The 18604-nt window shown below is 62.8% G+C and carries 18 protein-coding genes; 11 read left to right on the forward strand and 7 right to left on the reverse strand.

What is annotated here, in order from left to right; all coding sequences use genetic code 11:
- Both RF638_RS07980 and RF638_RS07985 read left to right on the forward strand, forming a co-directional pair.
- On the forward strand, positions 1–1267 hold a 1267-nt coding region (locus RF638_RS07980; RefSeq protein ID WP_368841724.1), incomplete at its 5' end, for an exonuclease domain-containing protein.
- A 112-nt stretch (positions 1268–1379) separates the two neighbouring features.
- Positions 1380–1625 carry a plasmid stabilization protein gene (locus tag RF638_RS07985; RefSeq protein ID WP_095797261.1) on the forward strand — a complete coding sequence of 82 codons (246 nt, stop codon included), beginning with the start codon at positions 1380–1382 and terminating at the stop codon, positions 1623–1625.
- 13 nt (positions 1626–1638) lie between these two features.
- On the opposite strand, the gene RF638_RS07990 is transcribed toward RF638_RS07985, so the two are convergent.
- The gene (locus RF638_RS07990) at positions 1639–4011 is read right to left on the reverse strand and encodes an AAA family ATPase (RefSeq protein ID WP_368841725.1); all 2373 of its coding nucleotides are present in this window, start codon (positions 4009–4011) and stop codon (positions 1639–1641) included.
- A 149-nt stretch (positions 4012–4160) separates the two neighbouring features.
- Positions 4161–4316 carry a hypothetical protein gene (locus RF638_RS07995; protein WP_158222917.1) on the reverse strand — a complete coding sequence of 52 codons (156 nt, stop codon included), beginning with the start codon at positions 4314–4316 and terminating at the stop codon, positions 4161–4163.
- Positions 4317–4330: 14 nt separating this feature from the next.
- Here RF638_RS07995 and RF638_RS08000 point away from each other — a divergent pair, with 14 nt between their 5' ends.
- From RF638_RS08000 to RF638_RS08030, 7 genes are all read left to right on the forward strand, one after another.
- Entirely contained in the window at positions 4331–5554 is a 1224-nt protein-coding gene (locus RF638_RS08000; protein WP_368841772.1) for a threonine/serine exporter ThrE family protein, read from the forward strand.
- 355 nt (positions 5555–5909) lie between these two features.
- Positions 5910–6617, forward strand: coding sequence for an NUDIX domain-containing protein (locus RF638_RS08005; RefSeq protein WP_143469941.1), 708 nt, complete (start codon positions 5910–5912; stop codon positions 6615–6617).
- A complete protein-coding gene (gene nadA / locus RF638_RS08010; protein ID WP_095797259.1) occupies positions 6614–7945 on the forward strand; it encodes a quinolinate synthase NadA in 1332 nt (443 codons plus the stop codon). Before RF638_RS08005 ends, nadA begins: the two co-directional genes overlap by 4 nt.
- Positions 7946–7948: 3 nt before the next feature.
- Positions 7949–9775, forward strand: a complete 1827-nt coding sequence (locus RF638_RS08015) for an L-aspartate oxidase (protein ID WP_129702479.1) — start codon at positions 7949–7951, stop codon at positions 9773–9775.
- Positions 9753–10652 (forward strand): carboxylating nicotinate-nucleotide diphosphorylase, encoded by a 900-nt coding sequence (nadC, locus tag RF638_RS08020; protein ID WP_095797257.1) that lies wholly within the window; start codon positions 9753–9755, stop codon positions 10650–10652. The genes RF638_RS08015 and nadC overlap by 23 nt, the downstream gene beginning before the upstream one ends.
- Positions 10653–11331: 679 nt before the next feature.
- On the forward strand, positions 11332–11856 hold the full coding sequence (locus RF638_RS08025) for a hypothetical protein (RefSeq protein WP_095797256.1): 525 nt from the start codon (positions 11332–11334) through the stop codon (positions 11854–11856).
- Entirely contained in the window at positions 11853–12674 is an 822-nt protein-coding gene (locus RF638_RS08030; protein WP_368841726.1) for a GSU2403 family nucleotidyltransferase fold protein, read from the forward strand. Before RF638_RS08025 ends, RF638_RS08030 begins: the two co-directional genes overlap by 4 nt.
- An 18-nt stretch (positions 12675–12692) precedes the next feature.
- Here RF638_RS08030 and RF638_RS08035 read toward each other — a convergent pair whose 3' ends face one another.
- On the reverse strand, positions 12693–13025 hold the full coding sequence (locus RF638_RS08035; RefSeq protein ID WP_095797254.1) for a cupin domain-containing protein: 333 nt from the start codon (positions 13023–13025) through the stop codon (positions 12693–12695).
- 71 nt (positions 13026–13096) lie between these two features.
- Between RF638_RS08035 and RF638_RS08040 the strand changes: the two genes are divergently transcribed.
- Positions 13097–14512 carry a cysteine desulfurase family protein gene (locus tag RF638_RS08040; protein ID WP_238663359.1) on the forward strand — a complete coding sequence of 472 codons (1416 nt, stop codon included), beginning with the start codon at positions 13097–13099 and terminating at the stop codon, positions 14510–14512.
- 122 nt (positions 14513–14634) lie between these two features.
- Here the strand turns inward: RF638_RS08040 and RF638_RS08045 are convergent, their stop codons facing one another.
- Positions 14635–15612, reverse strand: coding sequence for a 2-hydroxyacid dehydrogenase (locus tag RF638_RS08045; RefSeq protein ID WP_368841727.1), 978 nt, complete (start codon positions 15610–15612; stop codon positions 14635–14637).
- Between the two features lie 201 nt (positions 15613–15813).
- Positions 15814–16434, reverse strand: a complete 621-nt coding sequence (locus tag RF638_RS08050) for a superoxide dismutase (RefSeq protein WP_095797251.1) — start codon at positions 16432–16434, stop codon at positions 15814–15816.
- Positions 16435–16579: 145 nt separating this feature from the next.
- Between RF638_RS08050 and RF638_RS08055 the strand changes: the two genes are divergently transcribed.
- On the forward strand, positions 16580–17134 hold the full coding sequence (locus RF638_RS08055; protein ID WP_238663066.1) for an N-acetyltransferase: 555 nt from the start codon (positions 16580–16582) through the stop codon (positions 17132–17134).
- A gap of 18 nt (positions 17135–17152) precedes the next feature.
- On the opposite strand, the gene RF638_RS08060 is transcribed toward RF638_RS08055, so the two are convergent.
- Both RF638_RS08060 and RF638_RS08065 read right to left on the reverse strand, forming a co-directional pair.
- Positions 17153–17665: an SRPBCC family protein gene (locus RF638_RS08060; RefSeq protein ID WP_368841729.1), complete on the reverse strand. Its 513-nt coding sequence runs from the start codon at positions 17663–17665 to the stop codon at positions 17153–17155.
- Between the two features lie 93 nt (positions 17666–17758).
- Complete coding sequence (locus tag RF638_RS08065; RefSeq protein ID WP_095797249.1) at positions 17759–18268, reverse strand: hypothetical protein; 510 nt, start codon at positions 18266–18268, stop codon at positions 17759–17761.
- Positions 18269–18604: the final 336 nt, after the last annotated feature.

The raw sequence follows: 18604 nt of genomic DNA on the forward strand, positions 1-18604 counted from the left end.
ACTACATCGCCCGCAGCCTGCTCGAGGCCGGCGGCTTCAGACCGCAACTACACCCTCGATTGTGAAGAGCCGCTTATGGTCCACCGGTCACGATCGAGTTGCCGAGATTGCCATTGTGACCTTGAGCCCCGAGGGGGAGGTCATCGAGCGTTGGGAAACCCTGATCAATCCGCAACGCGATCTGGGAAAACAATCGTTGCACGGGATTCGCGCGGCCGATGTCCTCTCGGCACCGACTTTCAAAGATGTCGCGGATGAAATTGCCTGGCGTCTGAGTGGAACTGTTCCGGTTGCGCACAACTTACGCTTCGACGCGGGCTTCCTGACCGCCGAGTGGCATCGCGCCGGAACACAGTTCCCCCTTGAGTTTTTCGAGTACGGCCTGTGCACCATGCAAGAAGCTTCCGTGTACTTGCCAGGCAACAACAGAAACTTGGCCGACTGCTGCGCAGCTTTCGACATTACGATTCCCCACGCGCACAGCGCCGGAGATGATGCGGAGGCAACAGCGCAGCTACTTGCGGCATATATGAGGACCGAGACCAACGCAGAAAAGTGGACTCGTATCTTCGAGGCAAGTCAGTCACTCCAGTGGACCGTTACCGAGCCAGCAGCTCGAACCATTTGCCGTTTGAGAAGTAGGAGCGACGCACCTCAAGAAACTCACTTCCTTGAACGCATCGTTCAGCACATTCCCGAAGCGGGTGAAACGGCGGCTGAAATTGACTACCTTGGCCTGCTTGACCGGGCGCTCCTGGATCGTCACTTGTCCCTTCATGAACAAGATGCCCTCGTTGCTCTGGCTAATGAACTGGGGTTGGGCCGATCAAGAGTTGTGACCTTGCACGATTCGTACATGGACCAGTTACTCGCGGCAGCGTGGGATGACGGTGTGATCACGGATAGCGAGGAAGAAGACCTCCGCGCAGTCGGTCAATTGCTCTCCGTCTCCCGAGAGAAAATCGACAGTGGCATCACCACCAGACCTGTTGTTCAGGAAACATCACCCTCATCAAAGCCTTCATTCGGCCCGGGGTCATCAATTTGCCTCACGGGCGACATGTCCAAACCGCGTCCTCAGATAGCCGAAGAGCTTGTTGAGGCTGGGTTCGTCGTTAAATCAGGCGTGAGCAAGAAGCTGGATCTCCTCGTTGCTGCCGATCCGGACTCCCTCTCAGGTAAGGCACGAAAGGCTCGTGATTACGGAATTCCTGTTGTGGGCGAGGAGTACGTGTGGAGTCACTTGCTGACCCGAGTCAATGTTTGATGATTAGCCATCACAGGAGGAGATTCCCGGGCTGAATTCCGGGAATTACGCCTTCTCCGGACTGGCTGATCGGACTAGCCTTGAGCATGCAATGCATGCATGAGGAGGCGACATGACTACCGTGATCATCCGAAACCTTGATGCCCGGGTCATTGCTGCGCTCCAACGCCGCGCAACTTTTCACGGCCGATCCTTGGAAGCGGAAATCCGAGCAATCCTGTCGGAGTCCGTGGCTGAATCACCGGGTTGCGCAACTCAGGGCCTGGGAACACGCATCCATGAATCATTCGCCGTGTCGGGTGGATTCGATCTTCCTGATCGTCCCACTGAGGAAGCACGAGCCGCGGACTTTTCCTGACTGGTGTTTCTGATCAGTTACCAGCGCTGGCGGGAATCGAACTCTCCGTGATGGTGACCGTGACACTTTCGACATCACCTTGCGAGCCATCCTGTCTGCCGGATTCACCCCGCCACCACCCCATGAACTCCCGGGCCGTGAACACCGGCTTACCCCACTTCGCCGCATTCTTGGCCTTATTGGACTGCGAACCGTCCTCGGCGGTGACCAGGACATCGCAGCGGGTCTTGGTCACGTTGACGACCGGCTGCAGACCCCGTTCTGCAGCCATATCTTCCAGATCCTCCCGATAGACCTCTCGCCCATCGGCACCGATCACGGTGCCGGTGAAGCAAATGCGAGCGCCGGCAACCAGCACCGAGTCGATGTCCTGAGTTGAGCCAGCTGACTCGTCCAGAATTTGCTCCCCGGTTTGCTCCTCCACCGCACGCACAACCGCCAGGCTCTCGGCAGAGAACCGCCCGCGCTCACCGGCCTCACGCAATTTCTCGGCCAAAACCGCACCCGGGGTCTCCGCGGCACCCGCACTGCACCGCACGGTGAATTCCGTTGTCTCGGCGGGCCGAGGCATCAGGTACCCGGAACGATCCTGAGCCTCAGGAAACGCGTCCGCTATGGCCTCCGACAGATCCTGTCCGGCGACCAGATCTTGCACGGCACGCGCTCGCTCCACCGCCGTCGGCGCTTCGAGCGCGCGGCGCTGGTGGGCGGAAAGTCGCGTTGCGGCGACGTCGTACCCCATGGGCATGTGCGTGACGTAACCGGTGCGTTTGAGTTCGTAATCGAGGTACCCGAGTTGTCGGTCGAGGTTGATACCCGCAGGCACCCGGCCGGCCAGGTGCGGAGCGAGCGCGGCCCACGCGTCCGTGAGGAGGGGGGCGAGCTGCACTTGACCTGCAGTGATGCCGTACGCGGTGCGGGCGTCGCCCATGTCGCGGGTGGGATTGACGAGGGTGCTGAGTTCCAGGCCGTCGTCGGTGACCAGGGCGATCTCCACGGGGCGGGGGCGCCAGCGGTCGCCCTCGTCTCCCACGCTGCAGATGCCCAAGTACACGCTGCCCTTGGTCGGCTGCGCCGCGTGGGAACCGGAGCGCAAGAATCGGCGGATCCGCTGATCGACCTTGAGGTCGCGGGGCAAAACGTTGCGGCGCAGCACGAGTCCCTCGAAGGATGTGCAGCGGCTCAGCGCAACGTACAACTGACCGTCCGCGAACGTGCCGCCGGTCAGGTCGACCACCACGTTGTCGAGGGTCTGCCCCTGACTCTTGTGGATCGTGATGGCCCACGCGAGGCGGAACGGCAGCTGGGTGTAGGTCCCGATCACGTCGTGGCGGAGCGTTCCGTGCTCGACGACGGGCCGCGTGACCTCCCACAGGTTGGGCTCGACCTTCACGAAATCACCATTGGGAAGTTCGACGAACACGATGAGCTCGCCATCCTCCCAGAAGTATTCGGCCACCTTGGCGATCGTGCCGTTGACCCAGCGGTCGCCGGGGTCATTGGTGAGCATCATGACCTGCGCACCGCGCTTGAACACGAGCTCCTTGTCCACGGGAATCTCGAAACCATCCAGGTCACCGGTGAGGATGGCCGCGTGATGGACCGGCTCGTCCTCGAGCTGCTCGAGCATCATGCGGTTACGGGACGTGGCCATGCGATTGGTGGTGGTCAGCGTCAGCCAGAACTCGTCGATGGGCGGGGTGAATTCCGGGTCGGTGCGGGCGTTGAGTTCGCGGCGGGCCTCCTCGAGCAGGCTGCCCTCGCGCACGGCGTTGAGGATGTCGACCAGGCGGTTGTCCCCGATTTGACGGAACACCGTGCTCAGTTCCACCGTGGCGAAATCATCCGGGTGGTAGGTGTCCGCGGAGAAAAAGTACGGAGTCTTGTAGCGGGTGGAGAAGTGCTCGCGTTCGTAGTCGGTGACCACGGGCGGGAGTTGATACAGATCCCCCACCAGCACCAGCTGTACCCCGCCGTACTTCCGACCGGGCTTGGGACCGAAACGCTCCAACGCGGCAACCAGGCAATCGAACAGGTCGGCCCGGACCATGGATGCCTCATCCACGATCAGGGTGTGCAGTTCCCGCAACGTCTGGGCGAACCTGCCGGGGAAGTACTTTCCGGTGCGCACCTGCTCCGGGGTCATGCCCGGATACAGCGACAGCAGTCGGTGGATCGTGTAGCCCTGCACGTTGAGCGCGGCGATCCCGGTCGGTGCCACGACCACAACATTGCGCCGGGTGTGGGCCATGAACTCCCGGATCAGCGTGGACTTACCGGTGCCCGCCTTACCCGTGAGGAACACGTTTTCGCCGTGGTGCAGCCGCTGTAGGGCTTCCTGAAACTCGTCAGTGAAGACCAGCCCGGAGGATTCGGCTATGTGCACCAGAGCGTGTCCTTTCCGGGGTTTTCACATCAGATTGCACGGGCGACCTTACCGGTCCCCGCGGCTCAGCCGCTGCGATAGGTCTGTCACCGGACTAAATTAGGCTGACTAGTAGAGCGGCGATCTATCCGACACATCCTAGGACGGTTTCAGTGAGCACACCCCAGCATCCCCATGACAACGATGCCGGGACGAATCTGATGGCCGTGGATCTCGCGGCTCGCATCACCGCCGCGGTGGTAGCCAACGGCGGAACCGTTGCGGAAGCCACCCGCTGCGGACGCGAAATATTGCACCATGCCCACGCCCCCACCCCGACCTGGATGCAAGCTACGGCGCAGTTGCAGTCAATTGGACCGACCCCGCCGGTGAACCCAGAGTGCGCATGGAACGTGTGGACTCCTACGGGTTCGACTTCGGGGTGCTAACCCGCGCAACCAATATCGCAGCGGACTACACCCAGAGCACCATTGACCTGCCCACAGCGCGGGAACAGATGGACAACATCGCCACGACTGGTAAGTCATGGTCCAAAAAGGCCACCATCATCGCCACTGCCGCAGCCGGTGCCGCCGCACTCCTGGTGTACGGCGGTGACTGGATCGTCTCTATCGCAGGCGTCATTGCCTACCTCACGCTGGTGTTCATGATGCAGAAGTTGGGCTCGCTGCGGTGGCCCTCCTTTTTCATCCAGATCGCTGCGGGAATCCTCGCGTCGACGGCCGCGGCAGCCATGCGCATCCTGGATCCCAACGTCGATCCCACGTCCGTGGTGATCTCAATCGTCATCATCATGATGGCCGGCATGACCTCAACGGGGGCCGTCCAGGACACCATCACCGGCAACTACATGCACGGCCTGGGCAGAATTTACGAGGGTCTGGTCAATACCGCCGGTCTGGTCGTAGGGGTCCGACTGGGTGCCGCGCTCTTCAATGCCCTGGGCGTTCCACTACCGGTGTCCAACGAGGTGAGCCTGGCAAGTATCCCACTGTGGCTCATGGTCATTGCCGCGGCCCTCGTGGCCGTCGGCAACGGCATCATTCTGCAGTCCCCGGCGCGCGTCGTTTTCTCGGCAGCAACGCTGGCCATGATCGTCTACCTGGTCTACGCGGCCCTTTCCACAGGACAGGGTGCGGACGCATGGGCCCGAGGTGTTGCAGCGTTCGCCGCCGGAATCGGTACAGCTATCTTGCCCCGAATGGTCAAAGCGCCAACCTCGTCCATGGCCATCTCATCGTTCCTGGTCCTACTCCCAGGAACCCTGACCTACCAGGGCATCTGGGGTTCTTCTCTCGCTGGCGACCAGGCGCTTTACTACTTGTCCTCCGCGTTCATCGCCGCGCTCAGCCTGGCCACGGGGCTCATGGTGGGCCAATACGTGGGAGTGGTCACGCTCAATACCCTCAACGTGGTGCGCAACCGGATCTTCACCCCCATGTTCTTCTCCCGCGCATCCAACCACCCGCTCACCCGCCGTGGCGGCAAGACCTCCAACGCTCGGGACACGGAGGGCACTTCGGACACGGACACCCAGGAATAGCCTGAGGTGAGGGAAACGCAGCCGCAAAGTCTCGTGTGATGAAAATGCCGAAAACCGGCGCGGATTCGACACTTCCATCACTTAACACTGTGTTCAAACAGTTTCCTCACTTGACGTTCCGCTCAGCCTGACGACGCAGCCGCGACCGGTCTTTTAGGTCCGCCCAGCATCTGCCCCCTCCGCACCTCGGTACCTCAGCACCCCGGCACCCCGAACACAGCCCACACCGCTCTCACCGCCCTCACGAGGCGACCACTCTCGTCTGCACTTATAGTGAGCTAGACTTTAAGGTGTTAGAGTCGCTCCGACACTAACCGCGCGGCTCCGTGCCGCGACGAGCAGACAAGGAGCCACCATGACTGATCAGCGCGTGCTCCTGGCCGTGTCCACGGTGATTTTCACGGTTCGCCCCACCGGCGCCAACGGCAGCCACGAGCTCTGGATGCCTCTGGTCCGCCGGATCCGCGATCCTTACCGCGGCATGTGGGCCCTACCTGGCGGGCCGCTCCGCCCCAATGAAGCTCTCGAGGATTCCGCCCTGCGCGACCTCACCCTCACCACCGGCCTCGCGCCCACCCACCTGGAACAGCTGGCCACATTCGGTGGTCTGACCCGCTCCGCCGGGGCTGAGGAACGCCAGGTCACGGTCGTTTACTGGGCCTCGCTTCCCCCGCAAGAAGCGGCCATGGGCGAGAACGACATCAATGTCACCTGGCTGCGCGCCACCGACCTACCGGACCTCGCCTTCGACCACTCGGACATCGTCACCCACGCCCTGGATCGGCTGCGGAACCGCATCGCCGAACCCACCGTGGCCAAGGCCTTCCTGCCCGAGACCTTCACGATCGCCGCACTCCGCGAGGTGCATGAGGCGATCATCGGAGACGCCCTGGACCCCGCCAATTTCCGCCGCCACGTCCTGTCATCCGGCCAACTCGAGGACACCGGCGAGCGCTTGGAAGGCACCCGACATCGCCCGCCCAAGCTCTACCGCTTCGCATCGGCCAAACCATCCAAGCTTTTCAGTCACCCCACGTCAGACCGTTCCGAGGAGACATCATGACCTCCGTAGCCACCCAGCTCAACCTTCTGCCCACCCGCCCGTCCGGCACCGCCGTGACGCTGGAGGGCGGCTCGTGCAACAGCTCCCTCACTCAGGATCCGTGGGATTTCCCCACCCCGCTCGTGGAGGGTTACGGCCCCGGCGCGTCCCAGAACGACGTCGCTCCGGCCGGCTCTCCCGCCCAGCCCACCATTCCGCAGCGCTACCGGGATGCCTCCCCCGAGGAACTGGACGCCATGATCGTGGCGGCCAAGGAAACCCTGGGCGAGCGCGCCGTCGTCATGGGGCATTTCTACCAACGTGACGAAGTGGTCAAGCACGCGGACTTCATCGGCGACTCCTTCCAGCTCGCGCAGCAGGCCAAGGCCCACCCCGAGGCGGACGCCATCGTGTTCTGCGGTGTGCACTTCATGGCCGAGACCGCTGACATCCTGTCCCAGGACAACCAGTCCGTGATCCTGCCCAACCCTGCGGCGGGCTGCTCCATGGCCGACATGGCCGACGAGGAATCCGTGGAGGACTGCTGGGCGGACCTCATGGACGTGCTCGGCCCCCACGCCGTGGATGAGAACGGCCAGACGGTCACGGACGAGAACGGCGAGCCCCTCGCCTCCGTGATCCCCGTGACCTACATGAACTCCTCCGCGGCGCTCAAGGCGTTCTGCGGCCGCAACGGCGGTATCGTGTGCACGTCCTCCAACGCGCAGACCGTGTTGGAGTGGGCGTTCAAGCGCGGCCAGCGCGTACTGTTCTTCCCGGATCAGCACCTGGGGCGCAACACCGCCAAGGCCATGGGCGTACCCCTCGAGCAGATGCCCATGTGGAATCCCCGCAAGGAACTGGGTGGCAACACCGCTCAAAGCCTCAAGGATTCGCGGGTGATCCTGTGGCACGGCTTCTGCTCGGTCCACAAGCGCTTCACCGTGGGTCAGATCGAGAAGGCTCGCGCGGAGTACCCCGGCTGCACCGTGATCGTGCACCCTGAGTCCCCCATGGAGGTCGTGGACGCCGCAGATTCCTCCGGTTCCACCGACCACATCCGCAAGGCCGTTCAAGCTGCCGAGCCGGGTCAGACCTTCGCGATCGGCACCGAGATCAACATGGTCAACCGCTTGGCCGCCGAGCACCCCGAGCACACCATTTTCTGCCTGGATCCCGTGATCTGCCCGTGCTCCACCATGTACCGTATCCACCCGGGTTACCTCGCGTGGGTTCTGGAAGAACTGGTGGCCGGTCGCGTGATCAATCAGGTCTCCGTCTCGGACAGCGTTGCTCAGGAGGCCTCCGTGGCTCTCGAGCGGATGCTGGCCGCCGTACCGAAGAAGTGACTGATGACTGACGTGATCGTCGTCGGCAGCGGGGTTGCCGGCCTCAGCGCGGCGCTGTCCGCGGCTGAGACGGGCGCCCGCGTCACCGTCATCACCAAGGCCTCGCTCACCCTCACCGCAACTGATCGCGCGCAGGGTGGCATGGCCGCAATGACCAGCAGCCTGCCCGACGGCCAACCCAAGGATTCCGTCCAGTTGCACGTCCAGGACACCCTGGTCGCGGGCGCGGGTTTGTGCGAGCCGCCGGTAGTTCAGGGCGTGGTCCAAGATTCCGCCGACGCCGTTCGCGACCTCACCGACCGCGGCGTCGCCTTTGATCGCGTGGCGGGGCCCGGATCGCCCTGGGTTCAGGGTTTGGAAGCGGCGCACAGCGTGTCCCGGATCCTGCATGCCGGAGGTGATGCCACGGGTCACGCGATTCAGGAGGCGCTGTCCGCGCGGACGCGTGATGCCGCGGCAGTCGGAGATATACGACTTATGGAATACACACTGGTCACCGGCGTGCTGACTGATGGTCAACATGCCATCGGCGTCACGATCCGCCCCGTACTTTCAGACGGCCAGTTGGGCGCCGAGGAGTTCCTCGCCGCCGATCACGTGGTGCTCGCAACCGGTGGTGCCGGTCAGCTGTATCCGTATACGACCAACCCCGAGGTGGCCACCGGGGACGGCATCGCTCTGGCTCTGCGCGCCGGCGCCGAGGTTCGGGACCTGGAGTTCTTCCAGTTCCACCCCACGGCGTTGGCGGCACCGGGATCGTTCCTGATTTCGGAGGCAGTCCGCGGTGAAGGTGCGGTACTTCGTGATCAGCACGGTCACCGCTTCATGACCGATGTGGACCCGCGCGCAGAACTCGCGCCGCGAGATGTCGTGGCCCGGGCGGTCTTCGCGGTTCGCACCGGCTCTCCGAATGGCGCCGTGTACCTGGACTGCTCGACCATCCCCGTTCCGGAGGGACTGTCGCGAGCGGAGTTCCTGGCCCGGCGGTTCCCGACCATCGACGCGAGCCTCAAGGCTCACGGCATCGACTGGTCCACGGAACTCGTTCCTGTGAGCCCGGCCGCGCACTACCACATGGGTGGCATTGTCACCGATGAGCTGGGGCATACCACCGTGGCCGGCCTGTGGGCCGCCGGGGAGTGCTCGAGCACCGGCATGCACGGAGCCAACCGTTTGGCATCCAACTCCCTGCTGGAAGCGGCCATCTTCGGCCGGCGCATCGGTGAACTGGTGGCCGAACCCTGGTCCGGGGCACAACGTGCGTCCTCGAGCAGCGATTCCGAACGGGCGCCCCACGAAGTACTGCGACCACTGGCCCGGTCCCGACAGGAACAAGAACCTCCGACACCACGGCAACCTTCAGGCTCGACCGATCCTCTTCACGCAGCCGAGGATTCTGCGCTGTCCTACACCGGGCGGACCGCGGAGAAACAGATCGATCCATCCCCCACAGGATCGGTGGAGCCCACCGAATCATTCTCCCGCGAGGCACTTCAGCACACCATGTGGCAGGGCGCCGGGGTCTTCCGAACAGCTGAGGGCCTCGAGCAGGCGAAGGCGAGGCTGGAAGGCTGGCTCGCGGCGTCGTCGGCGGTAGCGGATGCGAGCGCCCCCGAAACCCTGGCCGACGCCGAAAACCGAAATCTCCTGACCGTGGGGCACGCGCTGGCGACCGCCGCGCTGGCCCGCACCGAATCCCGCGGGGCCCATCAGCGTGCGGATTACCCCGCGACCGACCCCCTACAGGCCGTAAGCACCGGGTGGGTTGCCGCGCGATCCGTGACTCCCGCCCACGAAAGGACAGTCCATGCTGACTCGCTCAGCCGTTGAAGCCGTGATCCGCTCGAGTCTTGCCGAGGATGCGCCGTGGGGTGACATCACCTCGGAACTCGTGATCCCCGCGGAGGCTACCGCCACGGCGACCATCACCTCGCGCGAAGAGGGCGTGTTCGCCGGAGAGGAGGTCATTCGTACGGGCTTCACCACCGTGGACCCGCGCCTGGAGGTCACGCTCCACGCACGCGATGGCGACAAGATCACCCCGGGAACAGACATCGCAACTATCACGGGTCCCGCACGGCCCCTGTTGACCGCGGAACGCACGGTGCTGAACCTGGCGCAGCGGATGTCCGGGATCGCCACGCTCACCGCCCGGTACGTGGCCGAGGTCGAGAAGGCCGTTGCGGAGGTGGAGAGCGCCAACAAATTGCCCGCCGGAACCATCACCCGCACCCGCGTGGCCGACACCCGCAAGACCACCCCGGGACTGCGAGCGCTGGAGAAGCACGCGGTGACCTGCGGAGGCGGACACAATCACCGCTTCGGACTCTCGGACGCCGTGATGCTCAAGGACAACCACCTGGCCGTGCTCACCGCCGGCGGCGCGACGATTACCCACGCGCTCCGCGAGCTGCGGCGGAATATGCCTCATACGACGCACATGGAGGTCGAGGTGGATCGGCTGGATCAGATCGAGGACGTCCTGGCAGGCGGCGTGGACACCATCATGCTCGACAACTTTGCCCTCGCGGACCTGGTCAGCGGCGTGGCCATGGTGGACGGTCGCGCGATCGTGGAGGCCTCGGGGGGCATCACGTTGGAGACCACCGGCAAGGTCGCATCCACCGGCGTGGACGTCATCTCGGTCGGGGCCCTCACCCACTCGGTGCGGGCGTTGGACCTGGGCCTGGATATCGCGCTGGACTAGCCCTCACCCACGGCCGTGGATCAGCACCTGATGCCCCTGTTGAAGTGTTTCTTATTCTGATATGTTTCTTGATGTGAGAAACGAGTTCTATGAAGAAACAGTGGTCATGCCACGCTGTCTTGAGATCCTCGCCGCTGCGTTGCCTGACTCCTGGGACCTCGAAACGGTCAACCACAAGGACTTGGGACGCTCATTCCCTGATGCCTTTGTGACCATCAGACCGCCAGCTGGATCATCCGTACTCCTGGCAATCGAAACGAAAGGCACACGTCTCCGAACAGACGCTATCGCGCACTTGAGGTCAACCTTCAGCGACGTCCCTGGGATTCCATGTTTGTTGTCGGAATACTTCCCTCCACGCACTCGAGAGCTCATGGCCGAGGTGGGATTCAGTGGCGTGGATACCACAGGGTGGATCCATATCGTGAGTGATCAACCCCCCGTCCTCATAGACCGACAGGGGGCCACTAGAGCGCCTCGAGAACCAAGAAAAGAGAACATCGAACGATTAACCGGTACCTCCACTGCGCGGGTTCTTCGCTACCTAGTGACGGCGTCTTTGCCACGGGGAGTACGAGAAATTGCTGACGATTGTCATGTAAGCCCGGGCACGGTCTCCAAGTTATTGCCAACATTTGAACGCGAGGGGATTATGCCGCCTCGAGATCGGCGAGGCCCCGTGGAATCCATCAACCGGAAGGACCTGATCGACCGCTGGGCCCAAGACTACTCGCTGGCTAAGGGCAATTTCCGCGTCGAATCATTCTTAGATCCTCGCGGGCTACAGCACGCAGCAGATGCTCTGACGCGCGACGATCGAACCGTTCTCACCGGTGTCCACGGAGGCCTCGCCTACTTGAATGAAAGCCAGACTCCCGTGGTCAGCAGCAAACAACTCACTGCTTACTGTGACAACCCTCAACGTATCGCTCGCGAGATCGGCCTCTACCCCGTCGAAAAATCCAAGTCCAACGTGGTGTTGATAGTCCCGAAGGATCCCGAACTGCTCCAGAAAACCCGGTACAGCGAGAGAGCTGGTGGTTGGGTAGCCCCGTTGGGGCAAGTCTTGGTAGACCTAAAAACCTTTCCCGGCCGGGAAGCGGACTTAGCCAACCAGATCATTGACTCCCTTTCCGAACTAGGCTCCGATTCGGAGTATGGATGGACCATGTGGTCTGAGAAGAAGGAGGCGAAAACGAAATGAGTCTTCCTCCGGAGTACATAGCAGCTAGGTCGGTCCTGTTGGATGGCCTGGAGGCATTACGCGATCACCTCGATCACGTAATACTGATCGGCGCTCAAGCCGTCTATCTATGGGCCGGCGAGGGTGACTTCTCGGTTTCCATCATGACCACAGACGCCGATCTAGCCCTCAACGCCGCTGAGCTGAGTCCAGAGCCGCTGATTCAAGACGTTCTCGAAAAGAATGGCTTCATCACGACAGCTGGGGGCAATCCAGGCCAGTGGATCGGGCCCACCGGGATTGCACTTGACCTCATGGTGTCAGAGCACCAGGCAGGCGAAGGACGAAGATCCGCCAGGATTCCTCCTCACGGGAAGGAGACCGCAAGACGTGGCCGGGGTCTTGCGCCCGCTCTGGTGGATTTCGAAACTATAACGCTCGGCGCTTTGGAACAGGACGACGGCCGTACGTGTCAGGTGAACGTGGCCGGACCTGCAGCGCTCATCGTAGCCAAGTGCATCAAGCTGAAAGAGCGGCTCGAGGACAAAGACACTAACAAGCGGGATCGGGTCAAGCCGAAAGACGCCCTCGATATTTTGCGTCTCCTGAGGGCTGTTGATCTTGACAGAATTGCCGACGGATTCTCCCGCCACCAAATGGACTTGGCTGCCGCACAGGAGTCGAACGAGGCTCTAACTTTCCTGGTTGCCCAGAGCACGACCCTGACGCCCACACTTCCCGACTTAGCCGAACAGGCTGCAGCAGGGGACGAATCCGCAGCACTCAGTTTCACGATCCTGGTTCAAGAACTGTCGAATGTTCTGAATTCTCGATCATAAGGGCCTGCAACAGGACCGTCAGCCCTTACCCACGACCGTCAGCAGCACTACGGAGTCCTCATGAGCATGCAGGGAATGTCGTTGCTGCGGGATCGCAGTGTAATCGGAGGAGTGCAGGGTGATGGACTCGTCACCGGCGATGAGCTCGACCTGGCCGATGATCACCTGGATCGTGGCTTCGCCCGGATTCTCGTGTTCTTTAAGATCCTGACCTCGAATCAGCGCGATCATGGTCTGCTGCAGCGTGTGCTCGCGGCCGCCGTACAGGTTATGCGCGGAGCGGCCGCTGGTCGCTTCGCGAGCCTGGTTCAGCATGGACTGGGCAATGGTGGTCAGCGTGTTTTCTTCCATGCTCCATCTTTGCAGCTCACCGCATCACGCGTCACGGGCACAACACGAGAGTCACCACGAGAGGTCACGTCATGATCTACCTGGATCACGCAGCCACCACAGCACCGCGCCGCGAGGTACTCGAGGCAATGTGGCCGTGGCTCACCCACGAATTCGGTAACGCGTCCAGCCATCACGAGCGCGGCCAGCGTGCCGCACGCGCGTTGGACGACGCCCGCGAGCGCGTCGCGGCGGTCTTGGGCGCCCGCCCGGGAGAGATCATCTTCACCTCTGGCGGCACCGAGGCCGACAACCTGGCGGTCAAAGGCATCGCGTTGGCCCGTCGCGAGCGCCAGCCGGGGCGCAACAGGGTGCTGATCAGCGCCATCGAGCACGACGCCGTTCTGGAATCCGCCCGCTCGCTCGCCCAGTTCGATGGTTTCACCGCCGCGGAGCTGCCCGTGGACGGCTCCGGGTTCGTCTCGCCGGGTATCTTGCGCGCGTTCTTGACCGACGACGCCTCACGGCCCGGTGCGCTCCCCAGCGCGGGCGCATTACCGCGGCACCCCAAAACGGCTGGCGCGGGCGAGCCTGTCGTAGCCAATGCGTCCGGGACCGCGGGTTCCGACTCGGTAGCCATGGCGTCTGTAATGCTCGCCAACAACGAGGTGGGGACCGTGCAGAACATGTCGGCTCTGGCCGAAGTTGCCGCGGAATTCGGCGTACCTCTGCACACGGACGCAGTGCAGGCCGCAGGCACCTTACCGCTCAGGGTCACTGACCTCGGGGTCAGCGCCCTCACGCTGGCCGGTCACAAGATCGGCACTCCACAGGGCGTGGGTTTGCTGTGGGTCAAGCGCGGCACCCCACTACGTTCGCTCATGAGCGGCGGTGGTCACGAGCGTGGGCGCCGCTCCGGAACCTCCAACGTTGCCGGTGCCGTGGGATTGGCCACCGCCCTCGAACTGGCCGAGCGAGAACGAAAGGAATACACAGCCCGTGTCGCCGCTCTACGCGACCGACTGATCGACGGCATCCTCGGGGCCATGCCCGGCACGCTCCTGACCGGTCCGGATCCGCGTAAAACAGTGAATCTCCAGGAAACCGGCGTCGCAGCCAACGCAACCGCGAAAGGCACACACGTGACCGATCCGGACTCGGCAGACATCGCCGCAGGAGCCAGCGCGGCCACGGCAACCGCAGCGGCGTCGGCGTCGGCAGGATTGAACGGCAATACGCGCCTGGCGACCAACGCGTCCTTCTGCTTCCCCGGCGTGAACGGGGAGACCGTGCTCGTGGATCTGGAGAACCAGGGAGTGCTGGTCTCATCCGGTTCGGCGTGCGCGACCGGTTCATCGGAGCCGTCCCACGTGCTCACGGCCATGGGAGTTCCCGCGGAGGTGGCCACGACCTCGGTTCGCTTCAGCCTGGGCAGAGAGACCACGGAGAACGATATCGACACCGCGATCCGCGCCACTGCACAGATCATCGCGGAGCTGCGCAGCTAGCCCGCACTCTGATCAACGGTACGACCTGGACTCGAGCCGGATCCGGCGTTGTCGTCGATCAGTCTGCACAGGCCGCCGACCAAACCAAACGGCAGGTCAGAACACGGCGCGGTCGGCGAAACCTACGGCTTCACCTCGTACGGCGGGGTCTCACCGCGAGCCATGGCCACCGCGTTTTCCGCGGCTTTACGCGCCATACCCGCGCGGGAACCGCCCTCGGCGGAACCCACATGCGGCAGCAGAAACGCATTGGGCAGCTCGACCAGACCGTCGGCCATCTCGGGCTCGTTCTCGTACACATCCAACCCGGCCGCGAAGATCTCACGGTCCCGCAATGCACGAACCAATGCATTTTCATCGACCACGGGACCGCGGGCGGTGTTGACCAACACCGCGGTGGATTTCATCCGCCTCAGCACCTTCCGGTCGATGAGGTGCGTGGTCTCCTCGGTGAGCGGCACATGCAGCGAGATGAAATCGCTCATCTCGACCAGTTCGTCCCACGGCACCTGAGTCACGCGCCCGGCCAAGTCACCCAACTCATCGTCGGACACCGGGCGGTCGTGTGGTGGGCGCTGCGTGAAGATCACCTTCATGCCGAAGCCCAGGGCACGTTGGGCCACGGCCTTGCCGATCCGGCCCATCCCCGCGATACCCAGTGTGGCTCCGGTGATGTCCTGGCCGACCAGCAGGTTGGGTCCGATGCCCGTGAACCGCCCCTCCCGCAGATACTCGGAGGCCTCGTGCGCGCGACGAGCGGCGCCCAGCAGTAGGAGCATGGCGGTGTTGGCCGTGGCGTCGTTGAGGACGTCCGGGGTGTTGCCCACGGCGATCCCGTTCTCCGCGGCGGCCGGTACATCGATGTTGTTGTAGCCCACCGCGTAGTTGGCGATGCCGCGGATCTTGGCCTGCGACAGCAGCTCGGCATCGAATTTGTCCGAGACCTGCGGGAGCACCACGTCGTACTCGCCGCTCGTGACGGCCTCGCGCAGCTCGTCCGCGCTCACGCCGTCCTTGATGACGACGTCGCCCGCCTCCTTCAAGATGGACGGTCCCGGTTCCGGGATCTCACGGGTGACCAGAAAACGAGGTGTACTCACGAAATCTCCTCAGGTATGCAGATAACTCTGGGGTGGAAACGGCTCGGTGGGGCAAAGCGGGCGTGGCCGCGAGCGCCGTCGGCGATCAGTGCGATCGAAAGGTTCCTGCGCGGGGAGAACGAAACCCCGCGCGACAGCGAAGGCTGCCGGGCGGGGTTTCGATTCACCTCACAAAAGCGAGGTACAAGCTGGAAGTCTCAATCAGATGAGGGACTTGGCGCCGGTACGAGCCTTCTCGAAGCGCTCTGCGACGTCTGCCCAGTTGACGATGTTCCAGAAGGCCTTGACGTAGTCAGCCTTGACGTTCTGGTAGTCCAGGTAGAAGGCGTGCTCCCACATGTCCAGCTGCAGCAGCGGGATGGTGGCAACGGGAACGCCGTTCTGCTGGTCGTACATCTGCTCGATGACCAGGTTGCCGGCAATGGGCTCGTAAGCCAGGATGGCCCAGCCGGAACCCTGAATGGTGGTGGCAACCGCGGTGAACTGGTCACGGAAGTTGTCGAAGGAGCCAAAGAAGTTGTCGATGGCTGCGGCGAGCTCGCCCTCGGGCTTGTCGCCACCCTCCGGGGAGAGGTTCTTCCAGAAGATGGAGTGGTTAATGTGGCCACCCAGGTTGAACTGGAGATCCTTGGAGAGCTTGGCTGCACCGGCAGCGTCACCGTTGGCGCGAGCCTCTTCCATCTTCTCCAGGGCAGTGTTTGCACCGGTCACGTAGGTGTTGTGGTGCTTGTCGTGGTGCAACTGCATGATCTGAGCCGAGATGTGGGGCTCAAGAGCGGCGTAGTCATACGGGAGATCGGGCAGAGTGAACTTTTCAGCCACAGTGAATCATCCTTCCTAGCGCTTGGCGTTGATATTTCCACCTAACGCCAGGGCCCTCGACAGGGTCAAGAAGGTTCAGCCACTAGCGTAGGAAAGGTACTTTCCTCGTCATAAGTTGTCATGTGGATGTCTTATTCTCGTGTGCGTGCCTGATTCACCTGATTCATTCGAAGAACTCCAACCCACCCCCGGCCCCATCATCCCTGCCCGTGAGGAACACGCGCAGGGCATCGTCGACCTGCGCAACCGGATCGCCCGCTGGCTCCAGGGCCGCGGGATCGACCAGTGGCGGGAGGGGGAATTCGATCCGCGCGACGTTTCCGAGGAAATCGGCCGTGGCGAGTGGTCGGTGATCGAATCCCCCGAGGATCCGACCGTGGTGCTCGCCAGCGTCCAGGTGCTGTGGGAAGACCTACGGATCTGGGGCAAACAGGAGGAACCCGCCGGCTACGTGCACGGCGTGGCCGTGGACCGATCACTGCGCAGCACCGGCACGGGCCCGGCGCTGATCCGGCACGCCGAGAAGGTCACGCGGGATTCGGGGCGTTCAGTGGTGCGTCTGGATTGCGACGTGAACAGTCCTCGGTTGGCCGAGTTCTACCAGGGCCTGGGATACCTACCGTGCGGAACGCAGGATTTCTACGTGGCACACCAGGATTTCCACGTGACGGTGCTGCGCCACGAACTTCGGCTGAATTGATGCGCTAGGCGGGGCGGGTTACGTGAGCGATTCGAGACGCGGCTCGTCCGGGGTGAGGTCCGACGCCGCTCGGTAACGTTGCGCGCCCGTCTCCAGCAGGTGCTTCAGATTCTTGTTGTCATCGCGTGACTGGTTCTGAAAACTACGTTCCACCAGGCGTTTGATGAACTGCTTGTTCTTGGGCACGTACAACCGGTAGTGGCAGGTCAGCCGGGTGCTCCCGTGATCCTCGACCCACTCGTACGTGGTGTCGATGAAGAACAAACCCTTGGTGGTCCGGTACGCCAGCGTCTGTCCCGGAATGTACTGGGACACGATCTGGATGTAGTCGAAGTGCAGTCCGTACTGCGTGGTCACGAAGGTGACGGTGGTTCCGGGCCTCATGATCGGATCAGACGTTTCCACGTTCTCGCGCATGCACGTGCGCCACTGCGGCAGCGCCGGTGCGTCAACGAGCATGCGCTCCACCACGTTGGCCGGCGCATTAATAATCAGACGTTCCTCGAACTCAACAATGCTGGACTCAGCCAATCCAGTTTCCCCTCACGTTCGTAGACCCCACGAGCGTGCGCCTCCCTTGCCCTGTTGACGCTCGCTCTTCCCCTTCAGCTTAGAGGGTGAACCCTACCGACAACCATGGGTGTCAGGAAACGTCGAGTTCCCCCGCCCGCCGCTGCGCCGAGGGGAAAACATGTCGCGCATGTTCCGTGAGGCGGTGCGGACGAATTTCCGCGCCACTGCTCGCGTCGCCGGTTTCTTCCACCACAGGGGCCCCGTGAGGCGGTACATCGCATCCACCGTGACCAACGTGCCCACCCCCTGCGTCTTCCAGGAGTACTCGATGGTGACATCCACGAATCCCTTGGTAGTGCGCTGAATGAACGACACACCGGAAGTTCGCGCGGCCACGATCATCACATAGTCGAACGACAACGGCCCCACATTGACCGTGAATTCCATGGCGTCGCCCACGTCCAGAGGAACCCCGGATCCCGCGGGGCCAGACAGTTCCAGCTCGTTCCAAGCGGCAATGGATCCTGGGGCCCTGAGCACACGTTCGAACTCATCAGCAGTGGCCGGGACGAATTCCTGGGTGCTGATCAAAAAACCGTGCGGTGTATCCGTTTCGTGCATGGTTTATCCCTCAAGTAGATCCCCAGACGCAACATCTCCCACATACCCACCAGCCCATCCGGTAGGTCCGTGCTGCCGCGTCAATGCCTATTATCTTGGCCCACATTTCTTGGAAGTCCACTCCGCACAAGTGTGGGCGCTCTGTGCACAGGGGTGGAGAAAGTTATCCACAGGTGTGGACACAGTTGTGAATAATTCGAAGATCTGTCTGATTGCGCTCGAGAGCGAACATTCGTTCCGGTCCGCTGTGCCTTGTTTTCAAGGGCTGGGGCCGCTCACCAGTCGAACACTCGTGCGTCACAGCGGTGGAATCACAACCGTGTGAGTTTTCCACTG

The organism is Kocuria sp. CPCC 205235, from assembly GCF_040980905.1.
Lineage (GTDB): Bacteria > Actinomycetota > Actinomycetes > Actinomycetales > Micrococcaceae > Kocuria > Kocuria carniphila.

Excerpts from the sequence above, each read along its gene's own strand:
- nadC (WP_095797257.1), top strand. The coding sequence starts at position 9,753 with ATGCTGACTCGCTCAGCCGTTGAAGCCGTGATCCGCTCGAGTCTTGCC.
- RF638_RS07985 (WP_095797261.1), top strand. The coding sequence starts at position 1,380 with ATGACTACCGTGATCATCCGAAACCTTGATGCCCGGGTCATTGCTGCG.
- nadA (WP_095797259.1), top strand. The coding sequence starts at position 6,614 with ATGACCTCCGTAGCCACCCAGCTCAACCTTCTGCCCACCCGCCCGTCC.
- RF638_RS08065 (WP_095797249.1), bottom strand. The coding sequence starts at position 18,268 with ATGCACGAAACGGATACACCGCACGGTTTTTTGATCAGCACCCAGGAA.
- RF638_RS08005 (WP_143469941.1), top strand. The coding sequence starts at position 5,910 with ATGACTGATCAGCGCGTGCTCCTGGCCGTGTCCACGGTGATTTTCACG.
- RF638_RS08040 (WP_238663359.1), top strand. The coding sequence starts at position 13,097 with ATGATCTACCTGGATCACGCAGCCACCACAGCACCGCGCCGCGAGGTA.
- RF638_RS08030 (WP_368841726.1), top strand. The coding sequence starts at position 11,853 with ATGAGTCTTCCTCCGGAGTACATAGCAGCTAGGTCGGTCCTGTTGGAT.
- RF638_RS08015 (WP_129702479.1), top strand. The coding sequence starts at position 7,949 with ATGACTGACGTGATCGTCGTCGGCAGCGGGGTTGCCGGCCTCAGCGCG.
- RF638_RS08035 (WP_095797254.1), bottom strand. The coding sequence starts at position 13,025 with ATGGAAGAAAACACGCTGACCACCATTGCCCAGTCCATGCTGAACCAG.